Genomic DNA, 13,780 nt, shown 5'->3' with positions numbered 1-13,780 from the left:
CAGGTCAGGCGGACATGACTTCGCGGATGTCGCGGGCCAGTTCGCGGACGCGTTCTTCTTCGGTGTCCCAGGAACACATGAAGCGTGCGCCGCCCTTGCCGATGAAGGTGTAGAAGCGCCAGTTCTTCGCGGTCAGCGCGGCGATGGCCGGCTCGGACAGTTGCAGGAACACGCCGTTGGCCTGCACCGGGAACATCAGTTCGACGCCGGGAATGTCGCTGACCAGTTCAGCCAGCAGCTGCGCGCAGTGGTTGGCGTGGCGGGCGTATTTCAGCCAGGCGTCGTTTTCGAGGATGCCGACCCACGGTGCCGAGAGGAAGCGCATTTTCGACGCCAGTTGCCCGGCCTGTTTGCAGCGGTAATCGAAGTCTTCGGCCAGTTTGTGGTTGAAGAACAGAATCGCTTCACCCACGGCCATGCCGTTTTTCGTGCCGCCGAAGCACAGCACATCAACACCGGCCTTCCAGGTCAGATCGGCCGGGGAGCAGCCGAGGAAGGCGCAGGCGTTGGAGAAGCGCGCGCCGTCCATGTGCAGGTGCAGGCCCAGCTCTTTGCAAGTGGCGCTGATGGCGCGGACTTCTTCCGGGGTGTAGACGCTGCCGACTTCAGTGGCCTGGGTCAGCGTGACCACGCGCGGTTTCGGGTAGTGAATGTCCTGGCGCTTGAGCGCGACTTCGCGGATCGATTGCGGGGTGATCTTGCCGTTTTCGGTGCCGGCGATCAGCAGTTTCGAGCCGTTGGAGAAGAATTCCGGGGCGCCGCATTCGTCGGTTTCGACGTGGGCGGTTTCCGAGCAGATCACGCTGTGGTAACTCTGGCACAGCGACGACAGGGCCAGCGAGTTGGCGGCGGTGCCGTTGAAGGCGAAGAACACTTCGCAGTCGGTTTCGAACAATTGGCGGAAATGGTCGGCCGCGCGAGCGGTCCATTCATCGTCGCCATAAGCGCGTTGGTGGCCGTGGTTGGCCTGTTCCATTGCAGCCCAGGCTTCAGGGCAGATTCCGGAATAGTTGTCGCTGGCGAATTGTTGGCTCTTGTCGGTCATGGCCGGCTTCCGTGGTCGAGACTCTTGTGAAGGCTCGTGGTCAATGAGGGTGCGCACTTTACCGAAGATCTTCCGGGGAGCACACGGGATGTCACGTTCAGGAAATTACCAGTTTGTAGGACGATTATGCACCTGAGCAAACGCGACGGCGCACTGGATCTGCTCAAGTGGCTGGCGCTGCTGAGCATGTTGTTCGATCACCTGCGATATGTCGGCTTTTCCGTCGATTGGCTGTATGTGCCAGGACGGTTGGCGTTTCCGTGGTTTTGTCTGGCGATGGCGGCGAATCTGGCGCGTGATGGTTCGCAGAAGACGGAATGGCGCTACCTGGGCTGGTTGTTGCTGTTCAGTGCGGTGAGTGAAATTCCTTACCGGTTGTACATTCCTGAGCCCGATACGTTGAATGTGATGCCGACGCTGGCGCTGGGGTTGCTGGTGGCGCGGGGGTGGCAGGATCCCTCGATCATGTCGCGATTGCTGGGCGTTGCGGCGCTGGTGCTGGCCGCTGTTTTTCCGGAGCGACTGATGTTCGGGTTCTTCGGCGTTTTGCTGCCGCTGGCGATGCTATTGGTGTTTCGTCGGTCGTGGTATTTCAGCCTTTTGCCGGGGTTGGTGTGTCTGGCGGCCAACCAATGGCAAGTGCTGTATGAATCGGCAATCTTCGGTAATAGCGTTGCCATTTTCGGCATTGCCACCTGCCTGTTCGCGCCACTGCTCGGAATGTTCCTGTTGCGACATGCACGACATCTCCAGCCACCCCCCATGCGCCGTTGGGCTTACGCCCTCTACCCCACACATTTCCTCCTGCTGCTACTTATCCGCCAAGTTGCCGCATGACCCTGTGGGAGCTGGCTTGCCAGCGATAGCGGTGGGTCAGCCACCATCAATGCCGGATGTGCCGCCGCCATCGCTGGCAAGCCAGCTCCCACAGGGTTCTCCAGTGTTTTCGAGATCGAGTCTGGAAAACGCATTTCCGGCCATGTCGTAAACGCACCTTTGCGTGGCGCGCGCAGGCATTTGAGCTGTCTGCGCCGGTCATACCATCGGCATCAAAGGGCACTGCCTTCATTGCCAGTGCCTTACCGAGACGAATGGCGCACAGATGCCGCTGGGAGAGACGCGATGTTCAGCAAGCAAGACCAGATCCAGGGTTACGACGATGCACTGCTGGCGGCGATGAATGCCGAGGAGCAACGTCAGGAAGATCACATCGAGCTGATCGCGTCGGAGAACTACACCAGCAAACGCGTCATGCAAGCGCAAGGCAGCGGCCTGACCAACAAATACGCCGAAGGCTACCCGGGCAAGCGCTACTACGGTGGCTGCGAGCATGTGGATAAAGTTGAAGCGCTGGCCATCGAACGCGCCAAGCAACTGTTCGGCGCCGATTACGCCAACGTCCAGCCGCATTCCGGTTCTTCGGCCAACAGCGCCGTGTACCTGGCGCTGATCCAGCCAGGCGACACCATCCTCGGCATGAGCCTGGCCCACGGCGGTCACCTGACACACGGCGCCAAAGTGTCGTCCTCGGGCAAGCTCTACAACGCCGTGCAGTACGGCATCAACACCGACACCGGGCTGATCGATTACGACGAAGTCGAGCGTCTGGCCGTCGAATCCAAGCCAAAAATGATCGTCGCCGGTTTCTCCGCTTACTCGAAGACTCTGGACTTCCCGCGCTTCCGTCAGATTGCTGACAAAGTCGGCGCGCTGCTGTTCGTCGACATGGCCCACGTCGCCGGTCTGGTCGCTGCCGGTCTGTACCCGAACCCGCTGCCGTACGCCGACGTGGTCACCACCACCACGCACAAAACCCTGCGCGGTCCACGGGGCGGGCTGATCCTGGCCAAGTCCAACGAAGAGATCGAGAAGAAGCTCAACGCCGCGGTGTTCCCCGGCGCTCAGGGCGGCCCGCTGATGCACGTCATCGCCGGTAAAGCCGTGTGCTTCAAAGAAGCGCTGGAGCCGGGCTTCAAGGCTTATCAGCAACAAGTGATCGACAACGCTCAGGCGATGGCCAGCGTGTTTATCAAACGTGGCTACGATGTAGTGTCCGGCGGCACCGACAATCATTTGTTCCTGGTCAGCCTGATCCGTCAGGGCCTGACCGGCAAAGACGCCGACGCCGCCCTTGGCCGTGCACACATCACCGTCAACAAGAACGCCGTGCCGAACGACCCGCAATCGCCGTTCGTGACCTCGGGCCTGCGCATCGGCACCCCGGCTGTCACTACGCGCGGTTTCAAGGTGACCCAGTGCGAAGTGTTGGCTGGCTGGATCTGCGACATCCTCGACAACCTCGGCGATGCCGATGTCGAGGCCAATGTTGCCCAGCAAGTGTCGGCCCTGTGCGCAGACTTCCCGGTTTATCGCTGAGTGTTCTGGAGTAACTGACTATGCAACGCTATTCGGGCTTCGGCCTCTTCAAACACTCCCTCAGCCACCACGAAAACTGGCAGCGCATGTGGCGCACGCCAACGCCGAAGAAGGTCTACGACGTGGTCATCGTCGGCGGCGGCGGGCACGGTCTGGCGACCGCTTACTACCTCGCGAAAGAGCACGGCATCACCAACGTCGCCGTGGTCGAGAAGGGCTGGCTGGGCGGCGGTAACACCGCGCGCAACACCACCATCGTTCGCTCCAACTACCTGTGGGACGAGTCGGCGCACCTCTACGAACATGCGATGAAATTGTGGGAAGGCCTGTCGCAGGATCTCAACTACAACGTGATGTTCTCCCAGCGTGGCGTTTACAACCTGTGCCACACCCTGCAGGACATCCGTGATTCCGAGCGTCGGGTCAGCGCCAACCGCCTCAATGGCGTTGATGGCGAACTGCTCAACGCCAAGCAAGTCGCTGACGAGATTCCGTACCTCGACTGCTCGAAAAACACCCGCTACCCGGTGATGGGCGCGACCGTGCAGCGTCGCGGCGGCGTCGCCCGTCACGATGCCGTGGCTTGGGGCTTTGCCCGTGCCGCCGACGCCTTGGGCGTGGACTTGATCCAGCAGACCGAAGTGATCGGTTTCCGCAAGGAAAACGGCGTGTGCATCGGTGTTGAAACCAACAAGGGTTTCATCGGCGCCAAGCGCGTCGGCGTGGTCACGGCCGGTAACTCCGGGCACATGGCCAAACTGGCCGGTTTCCGTCTGCCGATCGAATCCCACCCGCTGCAAGCGCTGGTGTCCGAGCCGATCAAGCCGATTATCGACAGCGTGATCATGTCCAACGCCGTACACGGTTACATCAGCCAGTCCGACAAGGGCGACCTGGTGATCGGCGCCGGTATCGACGGTTACAACGGCTACGGCCAGCGCGGTTCGTACCCGGTGATCGAACACACCATTCAAGCGATCGTCGAGATGTTCCCGGTGTTGTCGCGCGTACGCATGAACCGCCAGTGGGGCGGCATCGTCGACACCACCCCGGACGCTTGCCCGATCATTTCGAAAACCCCGGTACCGAACATGTTCTTCAACTGCGGTTGGGGCACCGGTGGCTTCAAGGCCACACCTGGCTCGGGCAACGTGTTTGCCGCGAGTCTGGCCAAGGGTGAAATGCACCCGTTGGCCGCACCTTTCTCCATCGACCGTTTCCACAACGGTGCGTTGATCGATGAACACGGCGCTGCTGCGGTTGCCCACTAACAGGAGAAATCCCCATGTTGCATATCTTCTGTCCTCACTGCGGCGAGTTGCGCTCCGAAGAGGAATTCCACGCATCCGGTCAGGCGCACATTCCGCGCCCGCTCGACCCTGGCGCTTGCACTGACGAGGAGTGGGGCGACTACATGTTCTTCCGCGATAACCCCCGTGGTCTGCACCACGAGTTGTGGGATCACGTCGCCGGTTGCCGTCAGTACTTCAACGTCACCCGCGACACCGTGACCTACGAGATTCTCGAAACCTACAAGATCGGCACCAAGCCGCAATTCACCGACAAGGCTGATTCGGCGAAAACAGCCACGACGGCGCTGGGAGAGAAGGTATGAGCCAGACCAATCGCCTGTCCAACGGTGGACGGATCGACCGCAACAAAGTGCTGAGCTTCACCTTCAACGGTCAGAGCTACAAAGGCTTCGAGGGTGACTCGCTGGCCGCCGCACTGATCGCCAACGGCGTCGACATCATCGGCCGCAGCTTCAAGTACTCGCGTCCTCGCGGGATCTTCGCTGCCGGTGCCGAAGAGCCGAACGCGGTGCTGCAGATCGGTGCGACCGAAGCCACGCAAATCCCCAACGTGCGCGCCACGCAACAGGCGCTGTATCAAGGTTTGGTCGCGACCAGCACCAACGGCTGGCCGAGCGTCAATAACGACATGATGGGCATTCTCGGCAAGGTCGGCGGCAAGCTGATGCCGCCGGGTTTCTACTACAAAACCTTCATGTACCCGCAATCGTTCTGGATGACCTACGAGAAGTACATTCGCAAGGCTGCCGGCCTCGGCCGTTCGCCGACCGAAGTCGATCCGGACACCTACGACTACATGAACCAGCACTGCGACGTGCTGATCGTCGGCGCCGGCCCGGCCGGTCTCGCCGCTGCCCTGGCCGCAGCGCGCAGCGGTGCCCGAGTGATCCTTGCCGATGAGCAGGAAGAGTTCGGCGGCAGCCTGCTCGACTCGCGCGAAAGCCTCGACGGCAAACCGGCGATGGACTGGGTCGCCAGCGTCATCACGGAACTGAAGAACACTCCGGACGTGCTGCTGTTGCCGCGCGCCACGGTCAACGGTTACCACGACCACAACTTCCTGACCATTCACGAACGCCTCACCGATCACCTCGGTGACCGTGCGCCAATCGGTCAGGTGCGTCAGCGTATTCACCGTGTCCGCGCCAAGCGTGTGGTGCTGGCGACCGGTGCTTGCGAGCGTCCGCTGGTTTACGGCAACAACGACGTGCCGGGCAACATGCTCGCCGGTGCGGTGTCGACTTACGTGCGCCGCTACGGCGTAGCACCGGGCAAGAAACTGGTGCTGTCGACCAACAACGATCACGCTTATCGCGTGGCGCTGGATTGGCTCGACGCCAGTCTGCAAGTGGTCGCCATCGCTGACGCCCGTAGCAATCCGCGTGGTGCGCTGGTGGAAGAAGCGCGTGCCAAAGGTATCCGCATCCTCACCGGCAGCGCCGTGATCGAAGCCCGTGGCAGCAAGCGTGTGACTGCTGCCCGCGTGGCGGCGATTGATGTTAAAGCGCACGCCGTGACCAGTCCTGGCGAGTGGCTCGACTGTGATGTGGTTGCCAGCTCCGGCGGCTACAGCCCAGTTGTTCACTTGGCTTCGCACCTCGGTGGCAAGCCGACCTGGCGCGAAGACATCCTCGGTTTTGTACCGGGCGAAGCGCCGCAGAAACGCGTGTGCGTCGGTGGCATCAACGGCGTTTACGGTCTCGGCGATTCGCTGGCTGACGGTTTTGAAGGTGGCGTGCGTGCTGCCGCTGAAGCCGGTTTCCAGACCGTCGAAGGCGTGTTGCCGAAAGCCCTGAGCCGTCACGAAGAACCGACGCTGGCGCTGTTCCAGGTGCCGCATGAAAAGAACACCGCACGGGCGCCGAAGCAATTCGTCGACCTGCAGAACGACGTGACCGCTGCGGCGATCGAACTGGCAACCCGCGAAGGTTTCGAGTCGGTCGAGCACGTCAAACGCTACACCGCGCTGGGCTTTGGCACCGATCAGGGCAAGCTCGGCAACGTTAACGGTCTGGCCATCGCTGCCCGTTCGCTGAATGTGACCATCCCGCAGATGGGCACCACGATGTTCCGCCCGAACTACACGCCGGTGACCTTCGGCGCCGTGGCCGGTCGTCACTGTGGGCACATTTTCGAACCGGTGCGCCACACCGCGCTGCATGCCTGGCATGTGAAGAACGGCGCCGAGTTTGAAGACGTCGGCCAGTGGAAACGTCCATGGTACTTCCCGAAAAACGGTGAAGACCTGCATGCAGCGGTGAAGCGTGAATGCAAAGCCGTGCGCGACAGCGTCGGCCTGCTCGACGCCTCGACCCTCGGCAAGATCGACATCCAAGGCCCGGATGCCCGCGAGTTCCTCAACCGCGTGTACACCAACGCCTGGACCAAACTCGACGTGGGCAAGGCGCGCTACGGTTTGATGTGCAAAGAAGACGGCATGGTCTTCGACGACGGTGTGACGGCGTGCTTGGCGGACAACCATTTTGTCATGACCACCACCACCGGCGGCGCGGCTCGCGTGCTGCAGTGGCTGGAGCTGTACCACCAGACCGAATGGCCGGACATGAAGGTCTACTTCACCTCCGTCACCGACCACTGGGCAACCATGACCCTGTCCGGGCCGAACAGCCGCAAGCTGCTCAGCGCCGTGACCGACATTGATCTGAGCAACGAAGCGTTCCCGTTCATGACCTGGAAAGAAGGTCTGGTCGGCGGCGTGCCGGCGCGGGTGTTCCGTATCTCGTTCACCGGTGAGCTGTCGTACGAAGTCAACGTCCAGGCCGACTACGCGATGGGCGTGCTGGAGAAAATCGTCGAGGCCGGCAAGCAATACAACCTGACCCCGTACGGCACTGAAACCATGCACGTCCTGCGTGCCGAGAAGGGTTTCATTATTGTCGGCCAGGACACTGACGGCTCGATGACCCCGGACGACTTGAACATGGGCTGGTGTGTGGGCCGCACCAAACCGTTCTCGTGGATCGGCCAGCGTGGCATGAACCGTGAAGACTGCGTGAAGGATCAGCGTAAGCAACTGGTCGGTCTGAAGCCGATCGATCCTAACGTGTGGCTGCCGGAAGGCGCGCAACTGGTGTTCAACACCAAGCAGACGATCCCGATGACCATGGTCGGCCACGTGACCTCCAGCTACGCGCACAACTCCCTCGGTTATTCGTTTGCCATGGGTGTGGTCAAGGGCGGTCTGAAGCGCCTCGGTGAGCGGGTGTTTGCACCGCTGGCCGACGGTAGCGTGATCGAGGCGGAGATTGTTTCTTCGGTGTTCTTCGATCCGAAGGGTGATCGCCAGAACATCTGACACTGATCGTTCCCACGCTCTGCGTGGGAATGCATCCCGGGACGCTCTGCGTCCCAAGAGCGGACGCAGAGCGTCCATGGCGGCATTCCCACGCAGAGCGTGGGAACGATCAAGAATTCAGGAAGGTGCTTTATGACCACAGCCAATGTTTACCAACAACGCCCGACCACTGGCGCCAAGGCCGAGTCGTCGCTGCACCATGCCGACCTCGCCAGCCTGGTCGGCAAGGGCCGCAAGAACGCCGGCGTGATCGTGCGGGAAAAGAAACTCCTCGGTCACCTGACCATCCGTGGTGATGGCCACGATGCAGCCTTCGCCGCTGGCGTGCACAAAGCCTTGGGTATCGAACTGCCCGGCGCTCTCAGCGTCATCGTCAAGGGTGAAACCAGCCTGCAATGGATGGGCCCGGATGAGTGGCTGCTGATCGTGCCAAGCGGTGAAGAGTTCGCTGCCGAACAGAAACTGCGCGAAGCGCTGGGCGATCTGCACATCGCAATCGTCAACGTCAGCGGCGGCCAGCAAGTGCTCGAATTGAGCGGGCCGAACGTACGTCAGGTGCTGATGAAATCCACCAGCTACGACGTGCACCCGAACAACTTCCCGGTCGGTAAAGCGGTCGGCACGGTGTTCGCCAAATCGCAGTTGATGATTCGCCATACCGCTGAAGACACTTGGGAACTGCTGATTCGTCGTAGCTTTTCGGATTACTGGTGGTTGTGGTTGCAGGATGCTTCGGCTGAGTACGGGTTGAGCGTTCAGGCCTGAAGATCAAAAGCCACCCCCTCACCCCAGCCCTCTCCCCCAGGGGGGAGAGGGGGAAAGGGAGCAGATTTGTGTAGTTTTCGAGCCTGAGTTCGCCGCGATATTTCAGGTCGGCGTAGCTCGAAACAACACCTCGGTCAGTCCCCTCTACCTCCGGGAGAGGGCTAGGGTGAGGGGCAAAAATTCCCCAGACACCCCGCACAAAGAACAGGAGTCACCGCACCATGAGCCGCGCCCCAGACACATGGATTCTGACCGCCGACTGCCCCAGCGTCCTCGGCACCGTGGACGCGGTCACGCGTTTTCTGTTCGAGCAGGGCTGCTACGTCACCGAGCACCACTCGTTCGATGACCGCCTCTCCGGGCGTTTCTTCATTCGCGTGGAATTCCGCCAGCCCGACGGCTTCGACGAAAAGTCCTTCCGCGCAGGCTTAGCCGAACGCGGCCAGGCCTTCGGCATGATCTTCGAGCTGACCGCGCCGAACTACCGGCCGAAAGTGGTGATCATGGTCTCCAAGGCCGACCACTGCCTCAACGACCTGCTCTACCGTCAGCGCATCGGCCAGTTGTCGATGGACGTAGCGGCAGTGGTCTCCAACCACCCGGATCTCAAACCGCTGGCCGACTGGCACCAGATTCCCTACTACCATTTCCCCCTCGACCCCAACGACAAGCCGTCGCAGGAGCGTCAGGTGTGGCAGGTGATCGAAGAGTCCGGCGCTGAACTGGTGATCCTCGCCCGCTACATGCAGGTGCTGTCGCCGGAGCTGTGCCGCAAGCTCGATGGCAAGGCGATCAACATTCATCACTCGTTGCTGCCGGGTTTCAAGGGCGCCAAGCCCTATCACCAGGCCTACAACAAGGGCGTGAAACTGGTCGGCGCGACGGCGCATTACATCAATAACGATCTGGATGAAGGGCCAATCATTGCCCAGGGCGTCGAGGCGGTGGATCACAGTCATTACCCTGAGGATCTGATTGCCAAGGGCCGCGATATTGAAGGCCTGACGCTGGCGCGGGCGGTTGGGTATCACATTGAGCGGAGGGTGTTTCTCAACGCCAATCGTACGGTCGTTCTCTAGATCGCCATCGCTGGCAAGCCAGCTCCCACAGGATTCGGTGTTGGATTTTGATTCTGTAAACGACACAAATCCCTGTGGGAGCTGGCTTGCCAGCGATGAGGCCCTGACAGGCAACACATAAACAGCATCTGTACCCGAGCACTCAACGCGCTGCCTGCCTGGGCAACGCGGTTCCATAAAAACAACAGCGAGGTGAAAGCATGTCTGGCAATCGTGGTGTGGTGTATCTCGGCGCTGGCAAGGTCGAAGTACAGAAAATCGACTATCCGAAAATGCAGGACCCGCGCGGTCGCAAGATCGAGCACGGGGTCATTCTCAAAGTGATTTCCACCAATATCTGTGGCTCCGACCAACACATGGTGCGCGGCCGTACCACGGCGCAGACCGGTCTGGTGCTGGGTCACGAGATCACCGGCGAGGTGATCGAAAAAGGCTCCGACGTCGAAAACCTGAAAATCGGTGATCTGGTTTCCGTGCCGTTCAACGTCGCTTGCGGGCGCTGCCGTTCCTGCAAAGAGCAACACACAGGCGTCTGCCTGACCGTCAACCCGGCCCGTGCCGGTGGCGCTTACGGTTACGTCGACATGGGCGACTGGACCGGTGGCCAGGCCGAATACGTGCTGGTGCCATATGCGGACTTCAACCTGCTGAAACTGCCGGACCGCGACAAGGCCATGGAGAAAATCCGTGACCTGACCTGCCTCTCCGACATCCTGCCGACCGGTTATCACGGCGCAGTGACAGCGGGCGTTGGCCCGGGCAGCACCGTTTACATTGCCGGCGCTGGCCCGGTCGGCCTGGCCGCTGCCGCTTCCGCACGCCTGCTCGGCGCTGCGGTAGTGATCATCGGCGACGTCAACACCATCCGCCTGGCCCACGCCAAGGCGCAGGGTTTTGAAATCGTCGACCTGTCCAAGGACACGCCGCTGCACGAACAGATCGCCGCACTGCTGGGTGAACCGGAAGTGGATTGCGCGGTGGACTGTGTTGGTTTCGAAGCTCGCGGCCATGGTCACGACGGCGTAAAAGCCGAAGCGCCGGCCACCGTGCTCAACTCGCTGATGGGCGTGGTGCGTGTGGCCGGCAAGATCGGTATCCCAGGCCTGTACGTCACCGAAGATCCAGGTGCGGTGGACGCTGCCGCAAAAATGGGCAGCCTGAGCATTCGCTTCGGTCTGGGCTGGGCCAAGTCGCACAGCTTCCACACCGGCCAGACGCCAGTGATGAAGTACAACCGTCAACTGATGCAGGCGATCATGTGGGATCGCATCAACATCGCCGAAGTGGTGGGGGTGCAGGTGATCAGTCTGGATCAGGCGCCGGAAGGTTACGGCGAGTTCGATGCGGGGGTGCCGAAGAAGTTTGTGATTGATCCGCATAAGTTGTTTAGTGCGGCGTAAGGTTTTACGCAATAGAAAGCGGCGCCATTGAGGCGCCGTTTTTCATGGGGGGCGGGAATTTCCTTCCGCTTTTACTCAATTTCAACTTCTTCTGCTTGCATTCCTTTCTGCCCTTTAGCAGAAATGTAACTAACGGATTGTCCTTCCTTCAGAGTCTTGAACCCATCAGCCTTGATTGCTTTGAAATGAACGAAGAGGTCATCGCCGCCATTCTTCGGCGTGATGAAACCAAACCCCTTTTCATCGTTGAACCACTTGACCGTGCCTCTCTCTTTACCTGCCATGTCTTTGCTTCCCGCTTCGATTGATTGGTGAAAACATTTACAAAACAACAGAAGAATGAGGATGTTTGAGAAAGTCCTCGTCCTGAGCCAGTTTTATATCGACTGCGTAATATTGACCGTTATCACCACGCACAAGATCATAAGTAACCTTCTGCCCCGCTTTGATGTATTTAATGATCGGATCGTCCGGGCTGATGCAAAAGATGATCGGCGGGACATCTGATTCGAGCAGTTGATCGCGCGGACTGAGTTGCTTTTCCATCACCGTATCTCCCGTTGAATGACCGTTAGTTGCACCTCGCTTTCTTCGAACAATTGACACACCAGCAGCTTATTCCAGCCTGGATCGCTAGACACCTGTCAGATCTGACAGGTGTTTAGTTCTTTTTGAAATATTGATTTGCATGACAAGCAATTAACGACCTAAAAAGATCTCAGCCCTCGGGTTGTTTCGCGAATTTGAAGTCTTGCGGGTAGGTCAGCCTTGATCAGGCGCTGGAAGGTATGGCGAGTTCGATACGGGCGTGCCGAAGAAGTTTGTGATTGATCCGCATAAGTTGTTTAGTGCGGCGTAAGGCTTAAGCTCGATACAAAACGGCGACTTCAGGGTCGCCGTTTTTTTTAGAGCCAAGGTCAAAAGCTACCCTCATCGGAACGCCGCCCGCCCAGCCCTCTCCCGGGGGGAGAGGGGGCCGAACGAGGGATGCTCACAATTTACGCCGACCTGAAAATACCGCTGTGAATCCATAATCGACGCGGTGTGGCAGGTCGATGTATGGCGCCAGACACCTCGGTCAGTTCCCTCTCCCTCTGGGAGAGGGCTAGGGTGAGGGGCTTTACAAGGCCGCCAACGCCCCTTGATACAGCACCGGCCCAGTCGGCTGCCCAGTTGGCGAACCACCTTTAGGTTCAAGACTTACCGCCAGCGCAATCGGTTTGCCGATCAAGGCTTTCTGCGCTTCACTCAACTCAACCTTGCCTTTGCCCCCCGCCGGAATCACACCCAGCGAAATCGGCTTGCCATCCGCCGGAATCGCCCACAACTCCAGGCTATGATCCGCATCAACCGCTGTCAGTGTCAGCGGTTCGACTTGCAGATAATCCGCATGCGCCTCGACCTTCAGCGCCGGTTGCGCATTGGCGGTCAGCAGGGTGGCGTGGTAGCGGGCGTCGTCGCGGTTGTAGAGCGAGCCGAGGAGGACCAGCACCACGATTGAACACAGCGCAGCGGTGACGCGCAGCCAGTTCCAGAACGGTCGCTTCTCGGGCACATGCAGCACTTGCGGTTCGATTCGCGCGGTGATGCCATGCCAGACGCGATCGGGCACCGGATGTTCCGGCAGCGTTTCGGTGAGAGAGGCGAGGCTTTCCTGCCATTGCGCCACTTCAGCTCGCAACACAGCGTTGTCCAGCAGCAATTGTTCAAACCGCCGCCGCGCCGGCGCAGCCATCAACCCGATCGCGTAATCGGCAGCAAGGGCGCGGCGCAGGGCAGGGGTCTGGTAGTTCATGATTCAAGGCACCGGCGCAGACGTTCCATGCCACGGCGGATCCAGGATTTCACCGTTCCCAGTGGCGTGGCCAGGTGTTCGGCCAGTTCCGTGCACGACAATCCCTGAAAGTAGGCCACCGTGATCGACTGGCGCTGCATGCCGTCGAGGGTTTCAAGGCAGCGGTTCAGCGCGTTGGCCTCGCGGGCGCTGTTCAGTTGGTCGTGAGGCGAGGGGCTTTCGTCCGTCAGTGTGTCCTGTTCGAGATCGGTCAGCGGTCGGTCACGGTGTTTGCGCAATTGATCGATGGCCTGATTGCGGGTGATGTTGATCATCCAGGTCAGCGGCGCTGACAGGTGCGAGTCGTAGCGCGAGGCGTTGTTCCAGATGCGCACGAAGCTTTCCTGCAACACTTCCTCGGCCAGATCGGCGCGCCCCATGAAGCACAAAGCCACGCCGTGCAAGCGCGGGCCGACGCTGCGGTACAGCGTTTCGAAGGCGCGACGATCACCCAGTGAACACTGGGCCAACAACTGTCGCAGCTGATCGGCGTCGGCGATGGAAATGACAACTCTCCAGGCAAGAGTGAGCGCGCGAGGGCGAGACTCGGACTGTTCACAGGCTAGTTCAGCGACAGCGGTTGTGCCATTCATCGCGAGGGTGTCCGGGATTTCACGTTTTATATACGCGGCCCGGATGAAAATGGATGCGC

13 protein-coding genes and 1 pseudogene are annotated in these 13,780 nt (G+C 60.2%); 9 read left to right on the top strand and 5 right to left on the bottom strand.

All coding sequences use genetic code 11. The features are described from left to right. Positions 1–4: 4 nt before the first annotated feature. A complete protein-coding gene (locus ACZZ0A_RS23145) occupies positions 5–1,045 on the bottom strand; it encodes a threonine aldolase family protein (RefSeq protein WP_007913115.1) in 1,041 nt (346 codons plus the stop codon). Between the two features lie 126 nt (positions 1,046–1,171). On the opposite strand from ACZZ0A_RS23145, the gene ACZZ0A_RS23140 reads away from it, so the two are divergent. The 8 genes from ACZZ0A_RS23140 to fdhA all read left to right on the top strand — a co-directional run bounded on the left by ACZZ0A_RS23140 (position 1,172) and on the right by fdhA (position 11,294). Then, a complete protein-coding gene (locus ACZZ0A_RS23140) occupies positions 1,172–1,882 on the top strand; it encodes a TraX family protein (RefSeq protein WP_414915581.1) in 711 nt (236 codons plus the stop codon). Between the two features lie 285 nt (positions 1,883–2,167). Continuing rightward, the gene (locus ACZZ0A_RS23135; RefSeq protein ID WP_007913117.1) at positions 2,168–3,421 is read left to right on the top strand and encodes a serine hydroxymethyltransferase; all 1,254 of its coding nucleotides are present in this window, start codon (positions 2,168–2,170) and stop codon (positions 3,419–3,421) included. A 20-nt stretch (positions 3,422–3,441) separates the two neighbouring features. After that, positions 3,442–4,692 (top strand): sarcosine oxidase subunit beta, encoded by a 1,251-nt coding sequence (locus ACZZ0A_RS23130; RefSeq protein ID WP_003206307.1) that lies wholly within the window; start codon positions 3,442–3,444, stop codon positions 4,690–4,692. A 14-nt stretch (positions 4,693–4,706) separates the two neighbouring features. Further along, a complete protein-coding gene (locus ACZZ0A_RS23125; protein WP_007913119.1) occupies positions 4,707–5,036 on the top strand; it encodes a sarcosine oxidase subunit delta in 330 nt (109 codons plus the stop codon). Continuing rightward, complete coding sequence (locus tag ACZZ0A_RS23120) at positions 5,033–8,050, top strand: sarcosine oxidase subunit alpha (protein WP_007913126.1); 3,018 nt, start codon at positions 5,033–5,035, stop codon at positions 8,048–8,050. Before ACZZ0A_RS23125 ends, ACZZ0A_RS23120 begins: the two co-directional genes overlap by 4 nt. Positions 8,051–8,182: 132 nt before the next feature. Further along, positions 8,183–8,815: a sarcosine oxidase subunit gamma gene (locus ACZZ0A_RS23115; RefSeq protein ID WP_008086919.1), complete on the top strand. Its 633-nt coding sequence runs from the start codon at positions 8,183–8,185 to the stop codon at positions 8,813–8,815. A gap of 221 nt (positions 8,816–9,036) precedes the next feature. Beyond that, entirely contained in the window at positions 9,037–9,894 is an 858-nt protein-coding gene (gene purU / locus ACZZ0A_RS23110; protein WP_007909989.1) for a formyltetrahydrofolate deformylase, read from the top strand. 200 nt (positions 9,895–10,094) lie between these two features. Next, positions 10,095–11,294 carry a formaldehyde dehydrogenase, glutathione-independent gene (gene fdhA / locus ACZZ0A_RS23105; RefSeq protein WP_463543778.1) on the top strand — a complete coding sequence of 400 codons (1,200 nt, stop codon included), beginning with the start codon at positions 10,095–10,097 and terminating at the stop codon, positions 11,292–11,294. Positions 11,295–11,365: 71 nt separating this feature from the next. On the opposite strand, the gene ACZZ0A_RS23100 is transcribed toward fdhA, so the two are convergent. Together ACZZ0A_RS23100 and ACZZ0A_RS23095 are read right to left on the bottom strand one after the other, a co-directional pair. Continuing rightward, complete coding sequence (locus ACZZ0A_RS23100; RefSeq protein ID WP_007909991.1) at positions 11,366–11,578, bottom strand: cold-shock protein; 213 nt, start codon at positions 11,576–11,578, stop codon at positions 11,366–11,368. Between the two features lie 37 nt (positions 11,579–11,615). Further along, entirely contained in the window at positions 11,616–11,840 is a 225-nt protein-coding gene (locus ACZZ0A_RS23095; protein ID WP_007909992.1) for a hypothetical protein, read from the bottom strand. 241 nt (positions 11,841–12,081) lie between these two features. Between ACZZ0A_RS23095 and ACZZ0A_RS23090 the strand changes: the two are divergent. Further along, positions 12,082–12,153: pseudogene (locus tag ACZZ0A_RS23090) on the top strand (hypothetical protein); the annotation flags it as partial. A gap of 261 nt (positions 12,154–12,414) precedes the next feature. Here ACZZ0A_RS23090 and ACZZ0A_RS23085 read toward each other — a convergent pair. After that, entirely contained in the window at positions 12,415–13,089 is a 675-nt protein-coding gene (locus tag ACZZ0A_RS23085) for an anti-sigma factor (protein WP_463543777.1), read from the bottom strand. Beyond that, positions 13,086–13,721: an RNA polymerase sigma factor gene (locus ACZZ0A_RS23080; protein WP_463543776.1), complete on the bottom strand. Its 636-nt coding sequence runs from the start codon at positions 13,719–13,721 to the stop codon at positions 13,086–13,088. Before ACZZ0A_RS23080 ends, ACZZ0A_RS23085 begins: the two co-directional genes overlap by 4 nt. Between the last annotated feature and the right edge of the window lie 59 nt (positions 13,722–13,780).

Source organism: Pseudomonas sp. AC242 (assembly GCF_979258655.1).
This window is presented reverse-complemented; position numbering and strand designations above follow the sequence as displayed.

Bases quoted from the DNA above. Each gene is read 5' to 3' on its own strand.
- ACZZ0A_RS23145 (WP_007913115.1), bottom strand. From the start codon at position 1,045: ATGACCGACAAGAGCCAACAATTCGCCAGCGACAACTATTCCGGAATC.
- ACZZ0A_RS23115 (WP_008086919.1), top strand. From the start codon at position 8,183: ATGACCACAGCCAATGTTTACCAACAACGCCCGACCACTGGCGCCAAG.
- ACZZ0A_RS23140 (WP_414915581.1), top strand. From the start codon at position 1,172: ATGCACCTGAGCAAACGCGACGGCGCACTGGATCTGCTCAAGTGGCTG.
- fdhA (WP_463543778.1), top strand. From the start codon at position 10,095: ATGTCTGGCAATCGTGGTGTGGTGTATCTCGGCGCTGGCAAGGTCGAA.
- ACZZ0A_RS23135 (WP_007913117.1), top strand. From the start codon at position 2,168: ATGTTCAGCAAGCAAGACCAGATCCAGGGTTACGACGATGCACTGCTG.
- ACZZ0A_RS23120 (WP_007913126.1), top strand. From the start codon at position 5,033: ATGAGCCAGACCAATCGCCTGTCCAACGGTGGACGGATCGACCGCAAC.
- ACZZ0A_RS23100 (WP_007909991.1), bottom strand. From the start codon at position 11,578: ATGGCAGGTAAAGAGAGAGGCACGGTCAAGTGGTTCAACGATGAAAAG.
- ACZZ0A_RS23130 (WP_003206307.1), top strand. From the start codon at position 3,442: ATGCAACGCTATTCGGGCTTCGGCCTCTTCAAACACTCCCTCAGCCAC.
- ACZZ0A_RS23095 (WP_007909992.1), bottom strand. From the start codon at position 11,840: ATGGAAAAGCAACTCAGTCCGCGCGATCAACTGCTCGAATCAGATGTC.
- purU (WP_007909989.1), top strand. From the start codon at position 9,037: ATGAGCCGCGCCCCAGACACATGGATTCTGACCGCCGACTGCCCCAGC.
- ACZZ0A_RS23085 (WP_463543777.1), bottom strand. From the start codon at position 13,089: ATGAACTACCAGACCCCTGCCCTGCGCCGCGCCCTTGCTGCCGATTAC.
- ACZZ0A_RS23080 (WP_463543776.1), bottom strand. From the start codon at position 13,721: ATGAATGGCACAACCGCTGTCGCTGAACTAGCCTGTGAACAGTCCGAG.
- ACZZ0A_RS23125 (WP_007913119.1), top strand. From the start codon at position 4,707: ATGTTGCATATCTTCTGTCCTCACTGCGGCGAGTTGCGCTCCGAAGAG.